The organism is Kitasatospora sp. MAA4 (assembly GCF_029893355.1).
GTDB lineage: Bacteria > Actinomycetota > Actinomycetes > Streptomycetales > Streptomycetaceae > Kitasatospora.
Window position 1 is genome coordinate 80,314 of record NZ_JARZAI010000020.1, and the last position, 22,746, is coordinate 103,059.

The window sequence follows — 22,746 nt, forward strand, 5'->3', positions numbered from 1 at the left end:
AGCGCAGGTCCAGCGAGGTTCGGGGCGCAGCGAGTGCTCCGCAGTAGGCAACTCAGGGAGGTAGGCACATGAGAGCACTGCTCACGTCGTCCGGGATCAAGAACAGCAGCATCCACGACGCGCTGGTCGACCTGCTGGGCAAATCGATCGCCGAGTCCAACGCCCTGTTCATCCCCACCGCCATCTACCCCTTCCCTGGTGGGCCGGGCATGGCGTGGCGGGCGATCTCCGGTGAGGGTTCATCGCCGTTGTGTGGATTGGGTTGGAAATCGTTGGGGATCCTGGAGCTGACGGCGCTGCCGAGCATCGAGGAGGCAGCTTGGGTGCCAACGGTCCAGGCCGCCGACGCACTGCTGGTGTGGGGCGGCGACCCCCTGTTCCTCGCCAACTGGATGCGGCGCTCCGGTTTGACCCGCCTACTGCCGACGCTGCGCTCCGAGGCGGTCTACGTGGGGGTGAGCGCCGGGAGCATGGCTGTTGCCTCCACCTTTGTCGAGACCTACCGCGAACCGCCCCGCGGGAACGATGGACCGTTGAGGTCGGAAGACATCGTCTTCGCCACGCCTCAGGGTGACGTCGACAGAATCCTGGTCACGGGACAGGGGGCAGGACTCGTCGACTTCGCGGTGATCCCGCACCTGGAGCACCCGGACCACCCCGACGCCTCCCTGGCCAACGCGGAGAGGTGGGCGGCACGGATTCCCGCGCCGACGTATGCGATCGACGACGAGACCGCCATCAAGGTGGTCGACGGCGCCGCCCAGGTCGTCTCCGAGGGGCAGTGGAGACTGTTCCAGCCCTGACAGCACCGGACAGTTCCTGAAGAGGCGCCGTCACCGCCAACCCGGCGGAACGTTGCCGGTCACAGCACTAGACTCCTCTCGTGAGGATCAGTCAGGCGAATGAGGACGACATAGCGGACTTGGCTCGGCTCCTGTGGCTGGACACCCATCACGAGGAGCCGGCGCAGCAGTCCGTTGACGCATTCGCAGCGGAGCTCGAAGACTGGTGGGCCACCCACCGCGACTCGCACCTGGCGTTCGTGGCTCGACTCCTCGGACCGGAGATCGTCGGCATGGCCTGGGTCGCGCTCGTCCCTCGCGTGCCGAGGCCGGGAGCGACAAGTCGGCTGTCCGCAGACGTCCAGACCGTTTTCGTCATGCCGGAGCAGCGAGGACAGGGGATCGGCTCGGCACTCGTGGACGCTGCTTCGCAGCATGCGACGCACCTTGGGTCCATGCGCGTGACGGTCCACTCCGGCCGCAGGGCAGTTCCGGTCTACGAACGGCTGGGCTTCGAGTCCTCCCGCCAGCTCCTACAGCGGGTGGCGCCCCGCGGAACGGTGTAGGAGCTCCTCAAGGCTCCGCCAGCCCGCCCTCGCGGACTGAGGGCGGACTGAGCAGACAATGGTTTTCACACCATGCGATAGGTTGCCCGCCATGACTGATCTTGGACCCGTCGCCTGGCCGCCTGCCCCGATACGGACCGAAAGGCTCGTGCTCCGTGAGTCCGAGGCCGGGGACCGCGCGGCGTTCATCGAGCTGCTGGCCTCGCCGGAGGTCAACACCTACCTCGGTGGCCCCCAGCCGCGTGACGAGCTCGAGCGCACGGTGCCTGAGCTGCCCGGGCGGCGCCCCGGCCTTTTCGTCGTCGACCTCGACGGAGCGATGATCGGTCAGATCATGCTCACCAGAAGAGCAGAGGACGTTGGTCGGGCTGCCGGCAGGACCGAGCTCGGCTACCTGTTCCTGCCGCAGGCGTGGGGGTGCGGGTATGCCGCGGAGGCGTGCGCAGCGGCACTCGACTGGTTCGCCGACGCGCTTCCCCGCGAGCCGGTGGTGCTCGCCACCCAGACTGCCAACGACCGCTCGCTGCGCCTCGCGGCGAAGCTGGGGTTCACCGAGGTGGAACGGTTCGAGGCGTGGGGCGCCGCGCAGTGGTTCGGCATGAGGTCGTAGGAGTCATGCGAACAGCAGGAACGACAGCAGAACCGGAAACCCCGGCGCAAAGCGGCCTCACGACTCTGGGTGAGCTGGCGTGCCGTTATCAGGCGGGTGAGATCCGCCCGGAGGACCTGCCGATGATCGCTGCTGAGGCGCTCGCGGCCGGCCTGGACACCCCGACGCTGTGTGAGCTCGCCGGTTGGCCGCGCAACGCGGATGCCCACGACATCCGCAACGCGTTCGAGCAGGCACTCTCCGAGTCCGGGATCGGGTTGCCCGATCCGGACCTGGCGCGGCGCCACGGCCTGCGCCGACTGGCGGCGAGACTCGTCGACGGAGAAGTCGCTCCCGCCGACCTGGCGACGGACGACTGGTGGGATGTGGAGGTCGAGACCGCGGAGGAGCGATCGTTCGTACTGCTGATCCCGCAATGCGGGTGCTGCATCGAGTACACGTTGGGGCTTGACCAGCGGACGTGGGCAGCCGAGTTGCGGATCGCCGCGCTCGCCCTGACGTCGTCTGCGTCGATCGGCCCCGGCTGCTGACACGGGCCCAGCGTTCGGCCTCCGACTGGATGCCACGGGGTCAGGTGGGGAGGAGGTCGCCGAGCAGGTCGAGCGCTGATCTCACTGCTGAACGGGTCGGCCGGCGCTGCCGCTCTCGGCAGGCGGTCGGCCACCGGTGAAGATCCAGGCGCGGAAGAGCAGGAAGCGCAGCACGGTGGCGGCGAGGTTGGCGGCGATCAGGACGGCGAGCTCGGCGGAGCGCGAGGCCGCCGTGCCGAGGGTGTGCAGGGCTGCCAGCGCACCGGCGCTCAGGGTCCAGCCGACGGCGAAGACCAGCAGTCCCTGGGCCTGGTGGCGCAGGGCGCGGGCGCGGCCGCGGACGCCGAAGGTCAGCCGCCGGTTGGCGGCGGTGTTGGCCAGGGTGGCGAGCAACAGGGCGAGCGCGTTGGCGAGTTGGGGGCCGGCGGTCTGGCGTAGCAGCGTGTAGAGGGCGAGGAAGACCGCGGTGCTCGCCACGCCGACGGCGGTGAAGCCGAGCAGTTGGCGGGCCAGGCCCGCGGGGACCTGGTCCAGCTCACCGTCGCGCGGATCGTCGCCGAAGGGGCGGCGCAGCCGGTCCAGCGGGAGTCGGCCGGTGGTCAGGGCGCGGCCGATGCGCCAGACGCCCTTGAGGTCGTCGGTGGCGGTGCGCACCAGGTCGACGCTGGAGTTCGGGTCGTCGACCCAGTCCACCGGGACCTCGTGGATCCGCAGGCCGGCGCGCTCGGCGAGCACCAGCAGCTCGGTGTCGAAGAACCACGCGGTGTCCTCCACCAGCGGTAGCAGGCGCTGGGCGACGTCGGCGCGGATGGCCTTGAATCCGCACTGGGCGTCGGAGAACCGCGCCGCCAGGCTGCCGCGCAGGATCAGGTTGTAGGCGCGCGAGACCAGTTCGCGCTTGGGCCCGCGCACCACCCGCGAGGAGCGGGTCAGCCGGGAGCCGATCGCCAGGTCGGAGTGGCCCGAGACCAGCGGCGCGACCAGGGGCAGCAGCGCGTTGAGCCCGGTGGACAGGTCGACGTCCATGTAGACCAGCACCGGCGCGTCGGAGGCGAGCCAGATGGCGCTGAGCGCCCGTCCGCGTCCCTTGCGGTCCAGCCGGACGGCGAGCACCTCGTCGAACTCCTCCTCCAGCGCCCGCGCCACGCTCGGTGTGGTGTCGGTACTGGCGTTGTCGGCGATGGTGATGCGGAAGGTGTAGGGGAAGGCGGTGGTCAGGTGCGCGTGCAGGCGGCGCACGCACGGGGCGAGGTCCTGCTCCTCGTTGTACACCGGGATCACCACGTCGACCACCGGCTCGTCGCGGTCGGTGGGGAGGAACTCCCGGGCCGGCATGGCGCTTTGGCGGAGGGACGGGGTCGGCGTGGGCGTCAGGGTTCGCATGGGACCCACCGTGCTCGCCGCTGCTGTCGCCACCGTGTGCCGCAGATGTGACCTCGCTATGAACCGCCGGCCCGCGCCGTGGCCCGTGCCGCGGCGGCCGCCCGGTGCGGGGGCAGGCTGACGGTGAAGACCGTACCGCCCGGTGCGCTGCGCACCGCGATCTCCCCCTCGTGCGCGGACACCACGGCGTGCACGATGGCCAGGCCCAGGCCCGTACTGCCGGCGTGCCGCGAGCGCGAGGCGTCGCCGCGCGCGAACCGGTCGAAGATGTGCGGCAGCAGCTCGGCGGCGATGCCGGGGCCGTCGTCCGCCACCTCCAGCAGGAGCCGCTCGCCCTGCCGGTAGGCACGCGCGGTCACGGTGGTGCCGGGCGGGGTGTGGTGGCGGGCGTTGCCCAGCAGGTTGACCAGCACCTGGCGCAGCCGTGCCTGGTCGCCGTGGACCAGGGCCGGCTCGTCGGGCAGTTCCAGCCGCCACCGGTGCGTGTCGCCCGCCGCGCGGGCGTCGCTGACGCAGTCCACCACCAGCGGCGAGAGGTCCAGCGGCGCAAGGTCCAGCGGGGCCGTGGATGCCGGGTGGCCGGCGTCGAGGCGGGCGAGCAGCAGCAGATCCTCGACGAGGGCGGTCATCCGGGCGGCTTCCGACTCGATCCGGCTCAGGGCGTGCCGGGTCTGCGGGCCGGTCTCCTCGCGTCCGCGCCGGGTGAGTTCGGCGTAGCCGCGGATCGACGCCAGCGGGGTGCGCAGTTCGTGGCTCGCGTCGGCGACGAAGTGCCGCACCCGCAGCTCACTCTCCTGCCGCGCCGCCAACGCCGAACCGACGTGGTCCAGCAGCCCGTTGAGCGCCGCGCCGACCTGGCCGACCTCGGTGCGCCGGTCGGTGTCGGCCTCGGGTACCCGCTCGTGCAGGTCCACCTCGCCCTGGTGCAGCCGCAGTTCGGCCACCCGGGTGGCGATGCCGGCCACCCGGCGCAGCGGGCGCAGGGCGGAGTCGGTGGCGACGAAGCCGACCAGGCCGACCGCGACCAGGGCGCCGACGCCGACGCAGAGTTCGGCGGTGATCAGCCGGTCCATGGTGTCCTGCTGGTCGGACGCGGGCAGGCCTACCAGGATCCGGTCGCCGTTGCGGTTGTCGTGCACCGACTCCACCCGGTACGGACCGAGTCCGGGCACGTCCACCGAGTGGGCGACGCCCTCGCGGCCGGTCGCGAGTGGGTCGAGCACGGCGAGCTGGGCCGGGGTCAGCGCGGTGGTGTCGGGGCTCAGCGCGCCGGAGCTGGTACGGCCCTCGACCACCTGGCCGCCGTCCACCACCGCGCCCAGCGTGTTCAGCGGCTGGCCGGGACCCAGGACGAACCCCAGGTCGCCACTGGGCGGCATCGGCGCCCCCGGCGGGCCGGCGGCGCGCATCGTGACGGCGTCGAGCTGGCGGTCCAGCTGGCTGTAGAGGTCCTGGTGCAGCACCACCGCGGTGACCACCGCGACCACCGCGCACGCCACGGCGAGCAGCGAGAGCAGGGCGGCCAGCAGGCGGGCCCGCAGCGACCAGCGGCCCACCCGGACCAGGCGGGCGGCAAGCTTCGCCCGGGACTCGGGCACGGCGCTCACCCCGCCTCCGCGGGACGGATCGAGTACCCGGCGCCCCGGCGGGTGCGGATCATCGGCTCCCGGCCGACGTCGATCTTGCGGCGCAGGTAGGAGATGTACAGCTCGACGATGTTGGTCTGGCCGCCGAAGTCGTAGGACCAGACCCGGTCCAGGATCTGCGCCTTGCTCAGCACCCGGCGGGGGTTGCGCATCAGGTAGCGCAGCAGCTCGAACTCGGTCGCGGTCAGCTCGATCTCCTCGCCGGCCCGGCTGACCTCGTGGGTGTCCTCGTCCAGGACGAGGTCGCCGACCACGATCCGCGCCCCCTCGCGGGCGGCGGCCGCCCCCGACCGGCGCAGCAGCCCGCGCAGCCGGGCCACCACCTCCTCCAGGCTGAACGGCTTGGTGACGTAGTCGTCGCCGCCCGCGGTGAGGCCGGCGATGCGGTCCTGGACCGCGTCCTTGGCGGTCAGGAACAGCACCGGGACCTCCGCCAGCTCGCGGCGCAGCCCGTACAGCACCTGCAGCCCGTCGATGTCGGGCAGCATGACGTCCAGGACGACGGCGTCGGGCTTGAACTCGCGGGCCAGCCGGAGCGCCGACATGCCGTCGTGGGCCGTGCGCACCTCCCAGCCCTCGTAGCGCAGCGCCATCGACAGCAGCTCGGCGAGCGCCTGCTCGTCGTCGACGACCAGCAGGCGCAGCGGCGTGCCGTCGGCCCGTCGGAGTTCGGGGTTGCCGCCGGGGCCGGAGGAAGGGGCGGACGAAGAGGAGGGGGAGGGGAAAACGACCATGGCCGCCATCCTGGGAGGCGGCACTGAGACGCTCCTGTGCCGAACCTGTGGACCGGCTAAGAGAACGGCTGCGCCACCGCAGTGGTGGCGCAGCCGTTCTCTTAGCCGGTCAGCTGGTCGGTGCGGTCAGGTCGTAGACCGTGGCGGTGCCGACGGTCTTCGCGGTGAAGTGCGCCGTGACCCAGGCGGTGATCTGCGCGGAGTCGGAGGACGAGCCGCCCATCCCACCGCCGCTCATCCCGCCGCCACCCATCCCACCGCTGCCGCCGCCGATGAAGTAGTGCACCTTGCCCTCCTGCACGTCCTGCTGGAAGCCGGCCAGGCTCAGTGAGGGGTCGGTACCGTTGAAGCCACCCAGCGCCATCACCGGGCTGCCGACCGCGAGTTGGTAGCCGGCCTGGTTCTGCGAGCCGACCGTGGCAGCGACCCAGGTGTAGCCGTGGGCACCCTGCTTCAGCAGTGCGGCCAGCTCCGGGCTCACCCGGGTGCCGTCCAGCAGCCCGCCCATGCCACCACCGCCGCCACCGCCACCGCCACCTCTGCCGCCCGCAGACGCACCAGGAGGCATCCCGCCCGGGCCACCGAAGCCGCCGGCGCCACCGAAGCCACCCGCGCCGCCTGCGCCGACCGGACGACCCGCACCGCCCGGACGGCCCGCGCCGCCGGGCATGCCGCCACCGCCCGGTCCGCTCGCGCCCTGCACACGCGGGCCGGCCGTCACGATCGACCCGGTGTGACCGGTCGAGACGGTGTCCAGCGCGTACGCCGCAGGCCCGGCGAGCCCCACTGCCAGCGCGACCACCCCGGTGACCGCCGCCAGCCGCCCACCCAGGCGCCCACCCAGCCGCCCGGCCGGTACCGCCAGGACGGCCACCAGCAGCCCGCCGACCAGCACCGCCCAGCGCAGCCACGGCACGAACCCGCTGCTGCGCCCGAGCAGGACGAACGCCCACCCCGCGGTACCTGCCACCACCGCCCCGAACAGCAGCCCGTACGGCAGCCGCCGCCGGGCCCGCCACAGACCGTCCGCGCCCATCCCGACCAGTGCGGCGATCGCCGGGACCAGCGCGACCGTGTAGTACTGGTGGAAGATCCCGCCCATGTAACTGAACGTCAGCCCGGTGCTGAGCAGGAAGCCGCCCCACACCAGGAAGGCGGCCCGCGCCGAGTCGGTGCGCGCGTAGCGCCGGGTGACCCACAGGCCGAACACCAGCAGCACCAGCGCCGCGGGCAGCAACCAGGCGATCTGGCCGCCGATGTCCGTGCCGAACAGGCGGCCGAGACCGGTGGAACCCCACTGACCGCCCGCTCCAGCACCGCCCGGCCCGCGCCCACCGCCACCGGGGGAACCACCACCCCCGACGCTGCCGGTCTCGTCACCGGTCAGCCGTCCGAGGCCGTTGTAGCCGAAGGTCAGCGACAGGAAGCTGTCGTCCTGCGACCCGCCGACGTACGGCCGATCGGCGGCCGGCACCAACTGGACCACCGCCACCCACCAGCCCGCGGCCACCACCAGCGCCGCACCCGCCGCCAGCAGCTGCCGAATCCGGCGCCACAGCCCCGTCGGCGCGACCACCAGGTAGACGATCGCGAACGCGGGCAGGATCAGGAACGCCTGCAGGGTCTTGGTCAGGAACCCGAAGCCGAACAGCACCCCGGTCAGCAGCACCCAGCGCAGGCCCGCCGTCTCGACGGCCCGCAGCAGGGCGTATGCGGCCAGCGCCATCAGCAGCACCAGCAGCGCGTCCGGATTGTTGAAGCGGAACATCAGCGCGGCGACCGGCGTCAGTGCCACCACCGCACCCGCGACCAGCCCGCCGAGCGCGGAGAACCGCCGCCGAACCGCGGCGTAGACCGTCCCGACGGTGGCCACCCCCATCAGCGCCTGCGGCAGCAGCACGCTCCAGGAGCTGAGGCCGAAGACGCGCGCCGACAGCTCCATCGGCCACAGCGACATCGGGGGCTTGTCGACGGTGATGAAGTTCGCGGCGTCCGAGGATCCGAAGAAGAACGCCGTCCAGCTGCGGCTGCCGGCCTGCACGGCCGCCGAGTAGAACGAGTTCGCCCAGCCGGAGACGCTCAGATCCCAGCAGTACAGCAGCGCGGTGACCGCGAGCAGCGCCAGGAACGCCGGCCGCACCCACGCCGCGTCCTCCGCCCGCCCCCGCCACCCGCGCCGCACCCACCCGCGCCCTGGCCCGTCACCGGGCGGGTGCCGCGGTGGAAAGATCGGCTCTGCCGCGGGGCCGACGCGCGGCCGGCCCATCTGGTCCACGGCGGGCGGTGGCGGGAGGGCGTCCGAAGGGACGGCACTGGTACTGGTCATGGCGGCCACGCTCCCGCCCCAAGCTGTGAATGCGCTTTGCTGCCCCTCTCGCCCCGCTGTGACCTGCGGCCCGGATCAGCGCGTCCCGCTCGGCGCCGCAGCCTTCGGTCGTCAGCCGGCGTCCTCGGGGACCGCAGCAGGGGATGTCGCAGGGGCCGTGGCAAGGGTCTGGAGGGAGCGGACCAGCCGGTCCGCGTCCGAGGGGGCGAGCGGGGCGAGGAACTGACGTTCCATCTCCGCGCGGGCCTGCTCGCCCTTGCGCAGGCAGTCCTGACCCGTCGGGGTCAGCTGCACGATGTTCTTGCGCCGGTCCTGGGAACTGCGCCGGCGCTCGACGAGCCCCTTCACCTCCAGGGCGTCGACGAGCGCCACCATCGTCGTGCGGTCGACACCGAGCCTGCCCGCCGCCTCCAGCTGGGAGAGCGGGTCCTTTGCCGCGAGCACGACCAGGACCGCCAGTTCGCGGCCGTCGACACCGAACGGCGCCAGCGCCAGCGCGGATGCCTCGGCCAACCGCAGGTGCACGTGCTTGAACAGATAGCCGAGGCGGAAACCGAGGGCCTCGAAGCTTGCGTCGCCCGTCATGCCGACATCGTATCGCAGGACTGATAGTCAGCCTGACTGACGATCAGCTATAGTGACCGCATGACTGCATCACCGTTAACCCATCATCAGGACCGACTGACCTTCGGCATCAAGACCACCCCGATGCGCGTCAGCTACCAGGACATCCTCCGGGTCTGGCAGGAGGCCGACGCGCTGCCGGAGATCGCGGACGCCTGGCTCTGGGACCACCTGCTGCCGGTCGCAGGCCCCAAGGACGGGCAGATACTCGAAGGCTGGACCCTGCTGAGCGCCCTGGCCGCACAGACCCGGCGGCTGCGGCTGGGACTGCTCGTCACCAGCAACCGGATCCGCCCGCCGGCCGTCCTGGGCAAGATCGCCACGACGGTGGACGTGATCTCCCAGGGACGCCTGATCATGGGCCTCGGCGTGGGCGGCACCCACCAACCGCCCGACGCCGGTGGCGTCACGGGCGAGAACCCGGCCCTCGCGGAGTACGACGCCTACGGCCTGACCCTGGTCCCGCCGGCGGAGGGCATCGCCCGCCTCGCGGAGACCGTCACCATCCTCAAGCGCATGTGGACGGAGGAAGTCTTCGATTTCCAGGGGCAGTTCACCACCCTCAAGGGCAACCGCAACGAGCCCAAGCCGGTCCAGCGACCAGGCCCGCCGCTGCTGATCGGCGGCTGGGGAAGCAGAACCCTCCGCCTGGTGGCCGAGCACGCCGACATCTGGAACATCCCCGGCCCGCCGCACAACACCCTCGACTACATCACCCAGCGCAGCAGCGTCCTGGACGCACACTGCGCGGCTCTCGGCCGGGACCCGCGGACGATCACCCGGTCCGTGCAGTACATCGTCTCCTACGACGATCCGGCCGGTGACCGCAAGGCGATCCTGGATCTCGTCGCCGCCGGCATAACGCACATCGTGCTGAGCCTGCGCAGCCCCTATCCCCCACACGTCGCCCAGTGGCTCGTCGAGGAGATCATCGCTCCCGTCCGCGCGGAGTACGACGGGCTGTGAGGAGGACTCGGCGGCGACAGTAGAGTGCGCGGATGACGATCTATCTCACTCTGGCCGAGGTCGAAGCGCTGGCCAGGAGCGCCCATGCCGGGCAGGTGGACAAGGCCGGCCGGCCGTACGCCGAGCATCTGGCCGCGGTGGCGCAGCGCGTGGCGAAGCACGGGGGCAGTGACGAGCAGGTCGCCGCGGCCTGGTTGCACGATGCGATCGAGGACGGCGTGCTGTCGCCGCAGTGGCTGGCCGGTGCGGCGCTGTCCGCGCACACCAGGGCGCTGGTACTGGCGATGACGAAGCGTCCGGGGGAGGATCCGCGGGAGTACGCGGCCCGGATCAGGTCCACCCCGGGCGCGCTGGACATCAAGCAGGCCGACCTGGCGCACAACGCGAACCCCCAGCGCCTTGCCGCCCTGCATCCGGCGACCCGGCACCGGCTGACGGTGAAGTACGCCCGGATGCGCCGACTGCTGCACCAGAACGTCCCGAGGGTCAGCCCGGCCGCCTCGCCTCCGCGCGAGGGGGACCCGGGAGACGCGGTACTGCTGGCCCAGCTGGACCGCAGCCGCCCTGAGGCGTGGCAGCAACTCGGCGCGCTGGTGCGGGACTGGGTGGTCGAGGAAGGCGACGTGAGCTGGTCCGAAATGCGGCGGACCGAGAGTGGCTCCTACCAGTTGCCCTACCCCCGGTACAGCGAGCGGGTGGACACGGTCTGCGGCCTGCTGTCGGGCCTGGGGGCGGTGACCCCGCTGTACCACTGGATGAACTTCCCGCTCCCACAGCTGAGTTGGGAGGAGACCTACAGCCCCGGCGACGCCGTACGGGCGGCGACGGCGGTGGTGCGGGGGGAGCGTTTCAGCGACGGGACCATCGGCACCGCGTTCCTGGACGGGACCCTGTACGCGATCGCCTCCGCCCTGGTGACCTGGTACGAATCAGCGCGCCCGTCACGCAGGCCGGCGACGGGCGCGCTGCTCGGGCTCGCCATCGGCGACACGATGGGATTCCCGACCGAGTTCAAGACGCTGGAGCTGATCGGGTCGCACTGGCCCAACTGGCGTGAACTTCCTTTTCCCAAGCGCGCGTTGGTCACCGATGACACCCAGATGACACTCGCCCTCGCCCGCGCCCTCCAGCGGACCGGCGAGCTGACACCGCACCGGCTGCTGCCGCCGCTGCGGGAGGAGTTGGTGGCCTGGGCCCGCTCCCCCGAGAACAACCGGGCCCCCGGGATGACCTGCCTGACCGCCTGCGGGCTGCTCGGCCGGCCGGGGAAGCCCTGGCAGGAGGCCAGCCAACTGGGTTCCAAGGGCTGCGGCGCCAACATACGGGTGGCACCGCTCGGGCTGCTTCCGGGCCTGGACGACCGCCAACTCGCCGGCGCCGCACAACTCCAGGCGGCGCTGACACACGGCCACCCCACCGCGCTGGCCGCCAGCGAGCTGACGGCGCTGACCGTGCGCCTACTGGTCGACGGCGCCCGGCCCGCCGAGCTCCCCGGCTTGCTGCGCGACCGTGCCCAGACGGCCCGGGAGCGCTACGACGCCTACTGGCTGGACGACTTCGCCGCCCAGGTCGGCATCAAGCGGCCCGAGGAGTTCATGGCGCGCGGCTGGGACGAGTGCCTGGCCGTCCTCGACCGGCTCGACGCCGCGCTGACGGCCCCGGCACCCGAGGCTGATCCCTGCCTGGCCACGGGTGCGGGCTGGATCGCCGAGGAGGCACTGGCGACCGGCCTGCTCTGCTTCCTGCTCTTCCCCGACGACCCGGTGCTCGCCGTGCGCCGAGCCGCGTACTCCTCCGGCGACTCCGACTCGATCGCCTGCCTGACCGGCGCCTTTGCCGGCGCCTACGCCGGGGCGGACGCATGGCCCGCTGACTGGGTCCAGCGGATCGAGCACCGGGACGAACTGCTCGCCTTCGGTGCGCTCTGGGACGGGCGATAGGGGGAGGCCCGGGTCACAGCCGGTGGAGCCCGCCCGCCGCGGGACGGTGGGTCCAGTGCCAGACGACCTGTGACCAGTGCTTCTTGAGCGCGGTTCGCTGATGATCCCGTACAGGAACGACTGCTCCGCGGGGCCTGCCGACGCGTCCTCGTCCTGCCGGTGGCGCCACAGCTGGGACAGGACATAGAGATCCCCGCCCGGTGCGTACGCCAGGCCCTGGTGGGAGAAACCCCAGCCCGAGGTGTAGGGAGCAGCGAGATCGAGCTCGTGGGCATCAACCAGGGCCTGCGGCACGGCCAGCGGGATCGTATGGGACATGGCGTCAATTATCGACGCCACCAGTGACAGCCGTCATCGAGGGCGTAGCGTGCGGGGGCCACTGGATCGACCGGCCCCCGCACCCTCGTGACCGATGCGGCGCGTAGGCGTTGATCCGGTCAGTAGGAAGTCCCGGATCACCAGAGGAGTTGGCAAATGCTGTTCGGCAGCGAGCACGTCAGGCGCTACGTCGAGACCGACGGCGCGGAGGGCCACGATTGGGAGGGCACCACCGCGCTGATTCTCACCACCACCGGCCGCAAGACCGGCAAGCAGCACATCACTCCGCTGATCTACCAGGCCCACGGCGAGGCGCTGCTCGTCGTCGCCTCCAAGGGCGGCGCCGATCAGCCGCCGGCCTGGTACCTCAACCTGCAGGCGAACCCCGAGGTCCAGGTGCAGGTGCTGGGCGACCGCTTCACCGCCCGCGCCCGCACCGCGACCCCCGAGGAGAAGCCGGCGATGTGGCGGACGATGACCGCGGCCTGGCCTCCGTACGACGAGTACCAGACCAAGACCGACCGGGAGATCCCGGTGGTGGTGCTGGAGCGCGTCTGAGGACACGTCAGGCCGGTCAGGCAGGTCAGAAGTCGAAGACCTGGCCGGTCGCGCGCAGCAGGTCGCACTCGTTGGTGAAGGTCTGCCGGTAGGCGACGTTCTGCCCGTCCCAGACGCCCTCGGCCGTGGCGAGCACGGGCAGGTAGAGGTCCGGGCAGAAGCTGTGCGCGGTCGGCAGGTTGCCGAAGTCCCCCTGGACGCCGATCAGGCTGCCGCAGGCCGCCGTGGCGTCCGGGTGGTCGCCGCTGGGCTCCGGGCGACAGCTGAGGGTCACCGCGCGCTCCCCCATCGAGGCGTCCTGCGGCACCGCGCCGCTGACGGTCAGCACCAGCGCGTTGGGCACCGCGGTCACGGTGACGGGGGTGGGGTCGGAGGCGGGGTCGGCGCCGGTCGCGGACACCGGCCCCGCTCCCACGGCCAGGACGGCCACCGCCGCCAGCACCGCTGCGAACGTGCTTCGGGTGGTACGCATATCGAACTCCTTTGGTCGATGTGGACGGAACGGACGAGCTCCGGACGAGCTCCGGATGGACTCCCGTCGAGCTCCGGTCGAGCTCCGGCAGTATCACCACAGAAACTTGTCATGTTCCCAACCGGCGAGACCGGCCCGGCCAGCCCCGCCGCCCGCACGTCGGCCGGAAATCCCCGCCTCCCCCGCACCACTCGTCACCCCCGACCCGCCGGCCTCCCGAGACCCGCGCCACCCGCCCCCGCACAGCCCGCCGCCCACCCACAACCCCCCGCCGCTCGGCCAACCCGGAACGGCCGATACCCCGTCAGAACCCGGCACGGAAAGAAAACCGGACGACCGAAATGCCGTCGCCGATAGGCCCTTCCGCGCTTCCCGCGCCTTCCCGTACCCTCCCAACCGCTGCCGACCGTCCGGGCCGAAAAATTGCCCCACCGAGCACGTGCAGCCATCTGGCGCATCATGATCCGAAGTGCCACTCTTCAGGCATGACTGGTGTTGCCAGTGAGACCCGCGAGGCCAGTGGGTACTCCTGAGGCGCCGTGTCGCCCAAGTGTGAGGAAGCGTCAACTCCCCCAGCAAGATCGAACGTTGCCGCAGGCCGGGGTTCTTGATGGAAACGTGACGAACTGGAGTCCTCCGCGGCTCTTCTCTCCGCTTGAGAAATGAGTCTCACTAGTAGCACTACGCGCGCTGTTGCTCCAAGATGCAACGGAGCGCGGGAGATTCGGGTGGGGCCTCGGCGTTTCACCGGCGCGCGCGCTGCGCAGAATGCTGCCGGACCGAGGGCAGAACCTTCATGGGTATTCACTGAATGGGAGAGGGGCGTCCGCAGAATGACGAAACCGGCAGGACCACGAAGGGCAAGGACGGCGGCGGTACTTCTCGCCGTGCTGGCGGCGACCGCTGCGTGCACGAGCAGCAGCGGTGGGGGGAACCCCGTCAGCGGCCCGACCGGTGCTCCGGTCAAGGGTGGTGTGGTGCGCTACGCGGAGTCGCCGTCCACCTTCCCGGACGCGATCTGGCCGTTCGACACCGCCGCGCAGATCAGCACGATCAACACCGGCCAGTTCCAGCAGTTGTTCTACCGGCCGTTGTACTACTGGGGGTTGAACGACAAGGTCAGCCTGGACCCCGAGGTCTCGCTGGCCGACACCCCGACCTGGAGTGCGGACGGCAAGACCGTCACCATCCAGATGAAGCCGTGGAAGTGGTCCAACGGCGAGACCATCACCGCCCAGGACGTGATGTTCTGGGTGAACATGGCCAAGGCCGAGACGGCCAACAGCGCGTACTACACCCCGCCGAACCCGTCGATCGGCGCCAAGTACTTCCCGGACAACGTGGCGAGCGCGACCGCCGCCGGGCAGACCCTGACGATGACGCTGAACACCCCGGTCAGCGAGAGCTGGTTCCTGGACGACGAGCTCAGCCAGATCACCCCGATGCCCCTGGCCTGGGACGTCACCGGCGCCACCAGCAAGGGTAGTTGCGCCACCGACGCGTTCGGCTCGGACGCCGCCACGACCGACTGCACCGCCGACTACACCTACCTCAGCAAGCAGTCGACGGCCGGCAGCACCTACACCACCAGCCCGCTCTGGACCGTCGTCAACGGCCCCTGGAAGCTCAAGAGTTACGACGGCACCTCCGGCGCCTACGACATCGTGCCGAACGCCGCGTACTCCGGGCCGCAGAAGCCGTACCTGGACGAGGTCGACTTCGTCCCGTACACCGCGGCCACCGCCGAGTACGCGGACCTGAAGGCCGGCAGCTCCGGTGCCAACGCCATCAACTTCGGCTACCTGCCCGCCGAGGACGCCCCGGTCTACAACGCCAAGAACCCGGATGCCGGCAACCCGCTGAGCAGCGGCGGCTACTACATCCCCGCGCCGACCTACCTGGACGAGATCTCGTACTACCAGATCAACTTCGCCAACCCGACGGTGGGACCGCTCTTCAAGCAGAGCTACTTCACCAAGGCGATCCAGGACACCGTGGACCAGCAGGGCATCATCAACGGCATCTACAAGGGCTGGGGCTACCCGAGCACCGGCGCCGTGCCCAGCATCCCGGCCGGTAACCCGCTCTCCCCGAAGGCCGCCTCCGAGCAGGCCGTCTTCGACACGGCGGCTGCCAAGAAGCTGCTGAGCGACCACGGTTGGAACACCAGCTCGACCCCGGCCGTCTGCGCGAGCCCGGGCACCGGCGCCAACCAGTGCGGTCCCGGTGTCGTCGCCGGCGCCAAGGCCGCCTTCTCGCTGGACTACCCGTCCGGCTCGGCCGCGCTGGACACCATGTCCGCGGACCTGAAGTCCGACGCCGCCAAGGCCGGCATCGACATCACCATGGTCAGCAAGACCCAGAACACCATCGGCAACGAGGGCGTCGCCTGCGCCCCCAGCGCGCCGGCCGGCTGCCAGTGGCAGGGCCTGCTCTTCGGCGGCTGGGTCTACGAGCCCGACTACGCCCCCACCGGTGACGCACTCTTCGCCACCGGCGCCGGCCCGAACGTCTGGGGCTTCTCCGACCCGAAGCTCGACCAGCTGATCGTCAAGACCACGACCGGCAGCGACACCAAGGACATGTACGCCTACGAGGACTACATCGCGGGCGAGCAGCCGGTCATCTACAACCCCAACCCGCTGGCGATCGCCGAGGTCAGCAAGAACCTGCACGTGGACGCGGGCGACCCGTTCCAGGGGTACGAGCCGGAGTACTGGTACTACACCAAATGACGAATGACAGCACGCGGGTCATCGCGGTCCCCTTCGGGGGGCCGCGGTGACGGCCTACCTCTTCCGGCGGCTTCTGCAGTCCGTGGTCACGGTGTTCATCGTCACCATCGTCTCCTTCGGCCTGATGAAGCTCATGCCGGGCGGCCCGGTCCGAGCGATCCTCGGTACCCACGCCACCCCGGCCAACATCGCCCACCTGACACAGCAGATGGGCCTTGACCGCCCGCTCTACGTGCAGTACTGGACCTGGCTCGACGGTCTGCTGCACGGCAACCTGGGCTTCGACTACATCGTGCAACGCCCCATCTCCGACCTGCTGTTCAACGCGCTGGGCGCCTCCGCCTACATCGTCGGCGCCTCGCTGCTGCTGGCCCTGCTCATCGCGATCCCGATGGGCATGATCCAGGCCACCCGGCGCAACAGCGTGCTCGACCACGCCTTCACGGTGTTCTCCTTCGTGGCGTACGGCATCCCGACCTTCTTCATCGGCTTCCTGATCCAGCAGTGGTTCGAGGACGACCTCCAGTGGGTCTCGGTGCAGAACCAGGTCTCCACCTTCGGCGCGGCGCTGACCCACCCCGAGGCCGTCTGCCTGCCGGTGCTGACCCTGACGATCACCACGGTGGCCGGCTACAGCCGCTACATGCGCTCCGGGGTCCTGGACCAGATCACCCAGGAGTACGTGCGCACCGCGAAGGCCAAGGGCGCCTCGATGCGCCGCACGATGTACGCCCACGTGCTGCGCAACGCGCTGATCCCGATGGTCACCCTGATCGGCCTCTCGCTGCCCATCCTGGTCGGCGGCTCGCTGATCGTGGAGTTCGTCTTCAACATCCAGGGCATCGGCCTGCTGACCACCCGCGCGGCCCTGCAGAACGACTACGGCATCACCCTGGCGGCCACCCTGCTGACGGCGGTGGTCACCGTGATCGGCTCGCTGGTGGCCGACGTCAGCTACGCGGTGCTGGACCCACGAGTGAGGCTGACCTGATGACGCTCGCACCCGAAACGACGGCCGAGCCGCCCGCGGCCGCGCCCGGCACCGAACTCGCCGAGCCCCCGCGCTCGATGCTCCGGCGCGGCTGGGAGGTCTTCTCCGAGAACAAGCTGGCCCTGGTCGCCGTCGGCGTCCTGGTGCTGATCATCGGCTTCTGCTTCCTCGGCCCGCTCTTCTACCACTCCGACACTTCGGTGGTGGACCTGTCCGCCGTCACGAAGCCGCCCGGCGCCGGGCACCCGCTCGGCACCGACAACGACGGCATCGACGAGCTCGGCAAGATGATGGTCGGCGGCCAGACCAGCCTGGAGATCGGTCTGGCGGCGGGTTCGATCGCCGCCATCGCCGGCGCCCTGTACGGCGCGGTCTCCGGCTTCGTCGGCGGCTGGATCGACGCGCTGATGATGCGTGTGATCGACTCCCTGATGTCATTCCCGCTGATCTTCCTGCTGATCTACCTCAGCAGCGTCTACGGCAAGAGCAAGGGCATGCTGATCCTGGAGGTGGGCCTCACCTCGTGGTTCGGCATCACCCGCCTGGTCCGCGGCGAGGCCCTGGCGATCAAGGTCCGGGACTACGTGGACGCCTCGCGGATGATGGGGGCCGGCGGCACCCGGATCATCTTCAAGCACATCCTGCCCAACACCATCGGCACCACGATCGTGAACACGACGTTCTCGATCGCCGACGCGGTCTTCGCGCTCTCCACCCTCAGCTACATCGGGCTCGGGTTGCAGGCGCCGAACAACGACCTGGGCGGGATGCTCGACGTCGGCACCAACTACGCGGGCCAGGGCTACTGGTGGATGATCTACCCGCCGGCCGTGGTGATCATCCTGATCATCCTGAGCTTCAACGTGATCGGCGACGCGCTGCGCGACGCCTTCGAATCCCGACTGCAGAAGCGGTGATCCCGTGGCACTGCTAGAAGTAATCGGCCTGCGCACCGAGATCCGGTTGAAGCGCTCGGTCGTCCACGCGTTGGACGGCATCAACCTCAGCGTCGATGCGGGGGAAACCCTCGGCATCGTGGGCGAGTCCGGCTGCGGCAAGACCATGACCGCGATGTCGATCATGCAACTGCTGCCCAACGGCGGCACGGTGGTGGGCGGGCAGATCCGGCTGGACGGCCGCGACCTGCTCTCGCTGAGCCCCGAGGAGATGGACTCGGTCCGCGGCAACGACATCGGCATGATCTTCCAGGACCCGACCACGTCGCTCAACCCGACGATGACCATCGGCCGGCAGATCTCCGAGTCGGTGCGGATCCACCGCGGGGCCTCCAAGAAGGAGGCGCACGAACGCGCCGTCGAGGCGCTGTCGCTGGTCGGCATGCCCAGTCCGAAACAGCGCGCGCTGGTCTACCCGCACGAGCTGTCCGGCGGCATGCGCCAGCGCGCCATGATCGCCATGGCGCTGGCCAACGAGCCGAAGCTGCTCATCGCCGACGAGCCCACGACCGCGCTGGACGTCACCATCCAGAAGCAGATCCTGGAGCTGATCGACAACCTGAAGCAGCAGCTCGGGATGGCGGTCATCCTGGTCACCCACGACCTGGGCGTGATCGCGGGCCGGGCGGACAAGATCGCCGTCATGTACGCGGGCAAGGTCGTGGAGACCACCAGCACCAGGGCGCTCTTCGCCAACCCGCGGCACCCGTACACCGAGGCGCTGTTCGCGTCGCTGCCCGAGCGCAGCGCCGAGTCCGGGGAACGGCTCTACTCGATCCCCGGCCTGCCGCCGGACCTGACGAAGCCGCCGGCCGGCTGCCGGTTCGCCGCGCGCTGCCGCTACGCCACCGACGAGTGCCGGACGTCCGAGCCGCCGCTGGCCGGGACGGTCGAGGAGCACCGCTTCGCCTGCTTCCTGCCGGTCGGCGAGCCCGTCTACCGCACCGAGGCGGCCCCCGTCGCCGCGACGGCCGTGGCCACCGAGCGGGTCCGCGTATCGCGCGACAGCACGCTGACCGAGCCGCTGCTGCGCATCGAGGGCCTGGTCAAGGACTACCCGGTGACCGCCGGCCTGGTGCTGCGCCGCAACGTCGGCTCGGTCAGCGCGGTGGCGGACGTGTCCCTGACGGTGCACCAGGGCGAGACTGTCGGCCTGGTCGGCGAGTCCGGCTGCGGCAAGACCACCGTCGGCAAGCTCATCGTCGGCCTGGAGAAACCCACCGGCGGCAGCCTGCTCTTCCAGGACAGGGACCTGGCGCAGGCCCCGCGGGCCGAACGCCGGCACCTGCGCCGCGACGTCCAGCTGATGTTCCAGGACTCGTACGCGGCGATGAACCCGCGCATGATGGTGCGCTCGGTGATGCGCGAGCCGCTGGACATCCACCGGGTCGACAGCCCGGCCGAGCGCGACCGGCGGATCAGGGAGATCTTCGACCTGGTCGGCCTGCCGCTCAGCGCCCTGGACCGCTATCCGCACGAGTTCTCCGGCGGGCAGCGCCAACGCGTCGGGCTCGCCCGCGCGCTCGCGCTGCGGCCCAAGCTGATCGTCGCGGACGAGCCGGTCTCGGCGCTGGACGTGTCGATCCAGTCGCAGGTGCTGAACCTGATGCGGGACCTTCAGGGCGAGCTCGGCCTGTCGTACCTGTTCATCTCGCACGACCTGTCGGTGATCCGGTACCTGTCCGACCGGATCGGCGTGATGTACCTGGGCAAGCTGGTGGAGATCGGCCCGGCGGAGTCGGTGTACGCCAACCCGGTGCACCACTACACCCGCGGCCTGCTCGACACCATCCCGGTGGCCGACCCGGCGGTGGAGGCGGCCAAGAGCAGCCAGGGCATCGCCGGGGAACTGCCCTCCGCGATCGACCCGCCCTCCGGCTGCCGGTTCCGCACCCGCTGCCCGGCCGCGCAGGAGATCTGCGCCAGGGTCGAGCCCAAGCTCGCGCCGTACGGTCCCGACAACCACCTCGCGGCCTGCCACCTGCCGCTGCGGCCCGCCGCGGCGGCCGCCCAGGAGGTGGCGCCGGCCCTGGTGTGACGCACGGGTACGCGTGTTCCGGCCGCCGCGAGGTGTCGGCGGCCGGAACACGGGCCAGGATGATCGGTGACAGGCTCAAGACTTCTGCACCGGGAGGTGGCCCGTGAACACCGTGGCGGCTGTGCTGTTCGCCCTGCTGACCACCCTCAGCAACGCGCTGGCGACCGTGCTCCAGCGCAAGGCCGCCCGCCGGGTGCCGGACGCCGACGGTCTGCGGTGGAGCCTGATCACCCGGCTGGTACACCAGCGGGTCTGGCTGGCCGGCATCGCGGCGGTCGGCGCGGCGGCCTGCTTCCAGGCGCTGGCGCTGGCCAACGGACCGCTCTCGGTGGTGCAGCCGGTCTTCGTGCTGGAGCTCCCGGCGGCGCTGCTGCTCGCCGGGGTGATCCTGCACCGCAGGCTGCCCTCCGAGGTGTGGCGGGCGACGGCCTGCATCACCGCAGGCCTGGGGGTCGCGCTCTGGGCCGCCTCGCCGAGCGAGGGCCACGCCGCCGACGCGGTGCCGGCCGGCCGCTGGCTGCTGGTGCTGGTCTGCTGCCTGTCGACGGCGGCCGCGCTCACCGCCCTCGCGGCGGCGCGCGGGCCCGGAGCCGTCCGGGCGGCGAGCCTGGGGATGGCCGCGGCGGTCTGCTACGCGCTGACCGCGGCGCTGCTCAAGACCTCGGCGCTGCGCTGGGAGGCGGACGGCGCGGCCGGATTCTTCACCGCCTGGCAGACGTACGGCTTCGCCGCGGTGGGCGTGGCGGCGCTGTTCCTGCTGCAGAACGCGTTGCAGTCCGGGTCGCTGGTCTTCTCCCAGCCCGCGCTGACCCTGGGCGACGCCGGCACCAGCATCGCGCTGGGCGTGGTCCTGTACGGCGAGCGGATCCGCGGCGGCTGGTGGGCCGCGGTGGAGCTGGCCGGCGCGGGCCTGATCCTGGCCGGTCTGGTGCTGCTCAGCCGCTCCCCACTGGCCCACGAGCTGACCGCGCCGGATCCGCAGGCCGAGGCGGCGCGGCCGCAGCCGGCCAACAACCACTGAGCGCGCGGGCTGCCGGCAGGTACCGCACGATGGGAGGGCGGGGCCGAACGGCGGAAGGGCCAGGCAGCCACCATGTCCGACGACAACGCACGCCCGGCCGCAGACGCCCGTCCCGACGACCATGTGATCGTCCTGTTCGGCGCGACCGGTGACCTCGCCCGCCGCAAGCTGCTGCCCGGGCTGTTCCACCTCGCCCGGGCCGGCCTGCTGCCCGCCCGCTACCGGATCGTCGGCTCGGCGCCGGCGCAGTTCGCGCTGACCGACGAGGAGTTCCGCCGGCACGCCCGCCAGGCGGTGCAGGAGTTCGGCCTCAGCGCGCCGGACGGCACGGCCTGGCACGCTTTCGAGGCCGCGCTGAGCTTCGGCGCCGCCGACCCCGAGGACCCGCGGCCGCTGCTGGACGCCGTCCGGCACGCCGAACAGGCGCTGGGGGGCGAGCCGCGGCGGCTCTGCCACCTGGCGGTGCCGCCGGACGCCTTCCGCTCGGTGATCGCGATGCTCGGCGACAGCGGGCTCGCCGAGCGCGCCCGGGTGATCGTCGAGAAGCCGTTCGGTACCGACCTGGCCTCGGCCCGGGCGCTCAACAACGCGGTGCACGCCGTCTTCGGGGAGGACCGGGTCTTTCGGATCGACCACTTCCTCGGCAAGGAGTCGGTGGACAACATCCTGGCGCTGCGCTTCGCCAACGGGCTCTTCGAACCGGTCTGGAACCGCTATCACATCAGCCACGTTCAGATCGACGTCCCCGAGACGATCGGGATCGAGGGGCGCGCGCAGTTCTTCGAACAGACCGGCACCTACCGGGACATGATCGTCACCCACCTGTTCCAGCTGCTCGGCTTCGTCGCGATGGAACCGCCGACCTCGCTCGCCGCCAAGCCGCTGCGCGACGAGACCGCGAAGGTCTTCGAGGCTCTCGAACCGATCGACATCGCCCAGGTGGTGCGCGGGCAGTACACCGGCTACCGCCAGGAGCCCGGCGTCGACCCGGCGTCGCAGACCGAGACCTTCGTCGCGCTGCGCGCCATGGTCGACAACTGGCGCTGGGCCGGAGTCCCCTTCCACCTGCGGTCGGGGAAGTCGATGGGCCAGCGCCGCCAGGTCGTCACGCTGCACTTCCGCAAGCCGCCGCTGCGGATGTTCCCCAACTCCCTGGTCGGCCCGCACGCCCAGCGGCGCAACGCCCTGGTGATCGACTTCGACGACCCCGGCTGGATCAGCGTCCGCTTCCTGGCCAAGGAGCCCGGCCCCGCCATGGACCTGGGCGCCGCCGAGATGACCTTCCGCTACGCCGACTCCTTCCGCAGCCGGCACGGCCTGGAGGGCTACGAACGACTGCTGCTGGACGCGATGCTCGGCAACCAGTCGCTGTTCACCCGCTCCGACGGGATCGAGCGCCTGTGGGAGATCTCCGCCCCGCTGCTCGACAACCCACCGCCCGTCCAGCCCTACCCGCAAGGAAGTTGGGGCCCCGAGGCGATCCGCGACCAGATCGCCCCGCACCACTGGTACCTCCCGGACGGCCACCAGGGGTAGCCGTCCGGGGGGCT

At 71.0% G+C, this 22,746-nt stretch carries 19 protein-coding genes and 1 pseudogene; 14 read left to right on the forward strand and 6 right to left on the reverse strand.

Going from position 1 to position 22,746, the window contains the following annotated elements; all coding sequences use genetic code 11:
- The first annotated feature begins 68 nt into the window (after positions 1 to 68).
- From P3T37_RS25400 to P3T37_RS25415, 4 genes are all read left to right on the forward strand, one after another.
- Positions 69 to 803 (forward strand): Type 1 glutamine amidotransferase-like domain-containing protein, encoded by a 735-nt coding sequence (locus tag P3T37_RS25400; protein ID WP_280726165.1) that lies wholly within the window; start codon positions 69 to 71, stop codon positions 801 to 803.
- Positions 804 to 883: 80 nt separating this feature from the next.
- Positions 884 to 1,348: a GNAT family N-acetyltransferase gene (locus P3T37_RS25405; protein ID WP_280726166.1), complete on the forward strand. Its 465-nt coding sequence runs from the start codon at positions 884 to 886 to the stop codon at positions 1,346 to 1,348.
- A 91-nt stretch (positions 1,349 to 1,439) separates the two neighbouring features.
- On the forward strand, positions 1,440 to 1,958 hold the full coding sequence (locus P3T37_RS25410; RefSeq protein WP_280726167.1) for a GNAT family N-acetyltransferase: 519 nt from the start codon (positions 1,440 to 1,442) through the stop codon (positions 1,956 to 1,958).
- Between the two features lie 5 nt (positions 1,959 to 1,963).
- Positions 1,964 to 2,488, forward strand: coding sequence for a hypothetical protein (locus P3T37_RS25415; RefSeq protein ID WP_280726168.1), 525 nt, complete (start codon positions 1,964 to 1,966; stop codon positions 2,486 to 2,488).
- 81 nt (positions 2,489 to 2,569) lie between these two features.
- On the opposite strand, the gene P3T37_RS25420 is transcribed toward P3T37_RS25415, so the two are convergent.
- The 5 genes from P3T37_RS25420 to P3T37_RS25440 all read right to left on the reverse strand — a co-directional run bounded on the left by P3T37_RS25420 (position 2,570) and on the right by P3T37_RS25440 (position 9,162).
- Positions 2,570 to 3,871, reverse strand: a complete 1,302-nt coding sequence (locus P3T37_RS25420; RefSeq protein ID WP_280726169.1) for a glycosyltransferase — start codon at positions 3,869 to 3,871, stop codon at positions 2,570 to 2,572.
- 56 nt (positions 3,872 to 3,927) lie between these two features.
- Positions 3,928 to 5,469 carry a HAMP domain-containing sensor histidine kinase gene (locus tag P3T37_RS25425; RefSeq protein WP_280726228.1) on the reverse strand — a complete coding sequence of 514 codons (1,542 nt, stop codon included), beginning with the start codon at positions 5,467 to 5,469 and terminating at the stop codon, positions 3,928 to 3,930.
- A gap of 5 nt (positions 5,470 to 5,474) precedes the next feature.
- The gene (locus P3T37_RS25430) at positions 5,475 to 6,251 is read right to left on the reverse strand and encodes a response regulator transcription factor (protein ID WP_280726170.1); all 777 of its coding nucleotides are present in this window, start codon (positions 6,249 to 6,251) and stop codon (positions 5,475 to 5,477) included.
- 109 nt (positions 6,252 to 6,360) lie between these two features.
- Positions 6,361 to 8,577 carry a glycosyltransferase family 39 protein gene (locus tag P3T37_RS25435; RefSeq protein ID WP_280726171.1) on the reverse strand — a complete coding sequence of 739 codons (2,217 nt, stop codon included), beginning with the start codon at positions 8,575 to 8,577 and terminating at the stop codon, positions 6,361 to 6,363.
- A 111-nt stretch (positions 8,578 to 8,688) separates the two neighbouring features.
- Complete coding sequence (locus tag P3T37_RS25440) at positions 8,689 to 9,162, reverse strand: MarR family winged helix-turn-helix transcriptional regulator (protein ID WP_280726172.1); 474 nt, start codon at positions 9,160 to 9,162, stop codon at positions 8,689 to 8,691.
- Between the two features lie 60 nt (positions 9,163 to 9,222).
- On the opposite strand from P3T37_RS25440, the gene P3T37_RS25445 reads away from it, so the two are divergent.
- The 4 genes and pseudogenes from P3T37_RS25445 (at position 9,223) to P3T37_RS25460 (ending at position 12,983) form a co-directional block, all read left to right on the forward strand.
- The gene (locus tag P3T37_RS25445) at positions 9,223 to 10,167 is read left to right on the forward strand and encodes an LLM class flavin-dependent oxidoreductase (protein WP_280726173.1); all 945 of its coding nucleotides are present in this window, start codon (positions 9,223 to 9,225) and stop codon (positions 10,165 to 10,167) included.
- 32 nt (positions 10,168 to 10,199) lie between these two features.
- Positions 10,200 to 11,084 (forward strand): annotated as a pseudogene (locus P3T37_RS25450) (DUF6508 domain-containing protein); the annotation flags it as partial.
- Entirely contained in the window at positions 11,082 to 12,107 is a 1,026-nt protein-coding gene (locus tag P3T37_RS25455) for an ADP-ribosylglycohydrolase family protein (RefSeq protein ID WP_280726229.1), read from the forward strand. The pseudogene P3T37_RS25450 and the gene P3T37_RS25455, both read left to right, overlap by 3 nt.
- 474 nt (positions 12,108 to 12,581) lie before the next feature.
- A complete protein-coding gene (locus tag P3T37_RS25460; protein ID WP_280726174.1) occupies positions 12,582 to 12,983 on the forward strand; it encodes a nitroreductase family deazaflavin-dependent oxidoreductase in 402 nt (133 codons plus the stop codon).
- 25 nt (positions 12,984 to 13,008) lie between these two features.
- On the opposite strand, the gene P3T37_RS25465 is transcribed toward P3T37_RS25460, so the two are convergent.
- On the reverse strand, positions 13,009 to 13,455 hold the full coding sequence (locus P3T37_RS25465) for a subtilase-type protease inhibitor (RefSeq protein WP_280726175.1): 447 nt from the start codon (positions 13,453 to 13,455) through the stop codon (positions 13,009 to 13,011).
- Positions 13,456 to 14,432: 977 nt separating this feature from the next.
- On the opposite strand from P3T37_RS25465, the gene P3T37_RS25470 reads away from it, so the two are divergent.
- The 6 genes from P3T37_RS25470 to zwf all read left to right on the forward strand — a co-directional run bounded on the left by P3T37_RS25470 (position 14,433) and on the right by zwf (position 22,732).
- Positions 14,433 to 16,190 (forward strand): ABC transporter substrate-binding protein, encoded by a 1,758-nt coding sequence (locus tag P3T37_RS25470; protein WP_280726176.1) that lies wholly within the window; start codon positions 14,433 to 14,435, stop codon positions 16,188 to 16,190.
- A gap of 46 nt (positions 16,191 to 16,236) precedes the next feature.
- Positions 16,237 to 17,181 carry an ABC transporter permease gene (locus P3T37_RS25475; protein ID WP_280726177.1) on the forward strand — a complete coding sequence of 315 codons (945 nt, stop codon included), beginning with the start codon at positions 16,237 to 16,239 and terminating at the stop codon, positions 17,179 to 17,181.
- Positions 17,181 to 18,098: an ABC transporter permease gene (locus tag P3T37_RS25480; RefSeq protein WP_280726178.1), complete on the forward strand. Its 918-nt coding sequence runs from the start codon at positions 17,181 to 17,183 to the stop codon at positions 18,096 to 18,098. Before P3T37_RS25475 ends, P3T37_RS25480 begins: the two co-directional genes overlap by 1 nt.
- Positions 18,099 to 18,102: 4 nt before the next feature.
- Positions 18,103 to 20,175 carry an ABC transporter ATP-binding protein gene (locus tag P3T37_RS25485; protein ID WP_280726179.1) on the forward strand — a complete coding sequence of 691 codons (2,073 nt, stop codon included), beginning with the start codon at positions 18,103 to 18,105 and terminating at the stop codon, positions 20,173 to 20,175.
- 103 nt (positions 20,176 to 20,278) lie between these two features.
- Positions 20,279 to 21,196, forward strand: a complete 918-nt coding sequence (locus P3T37_RS25490) for a DMT family transporter (protein ID WP_280726180.1) — start codon at positions 20,279 to 20,281, stop codon at positions 21,194 to 21,196.
- Positions 21,197 to 21,268: 72 nt separating this feature from the next.
- Positions 21,269 to 22,732 (forward strand): glucose-6-phosphate dehydrogenase, encoded by a 1,464-nt coding sequence (zwf, locus tag P3T37_RS25495; protein ID WP_280726181.1) that lies wholly within the window; start codon positions 21,269 to 21,271, stop codon positions 22,730 to 22,732.
- Positions 22,733 to 22,746 lie beyond the last annotated feature (14 nt).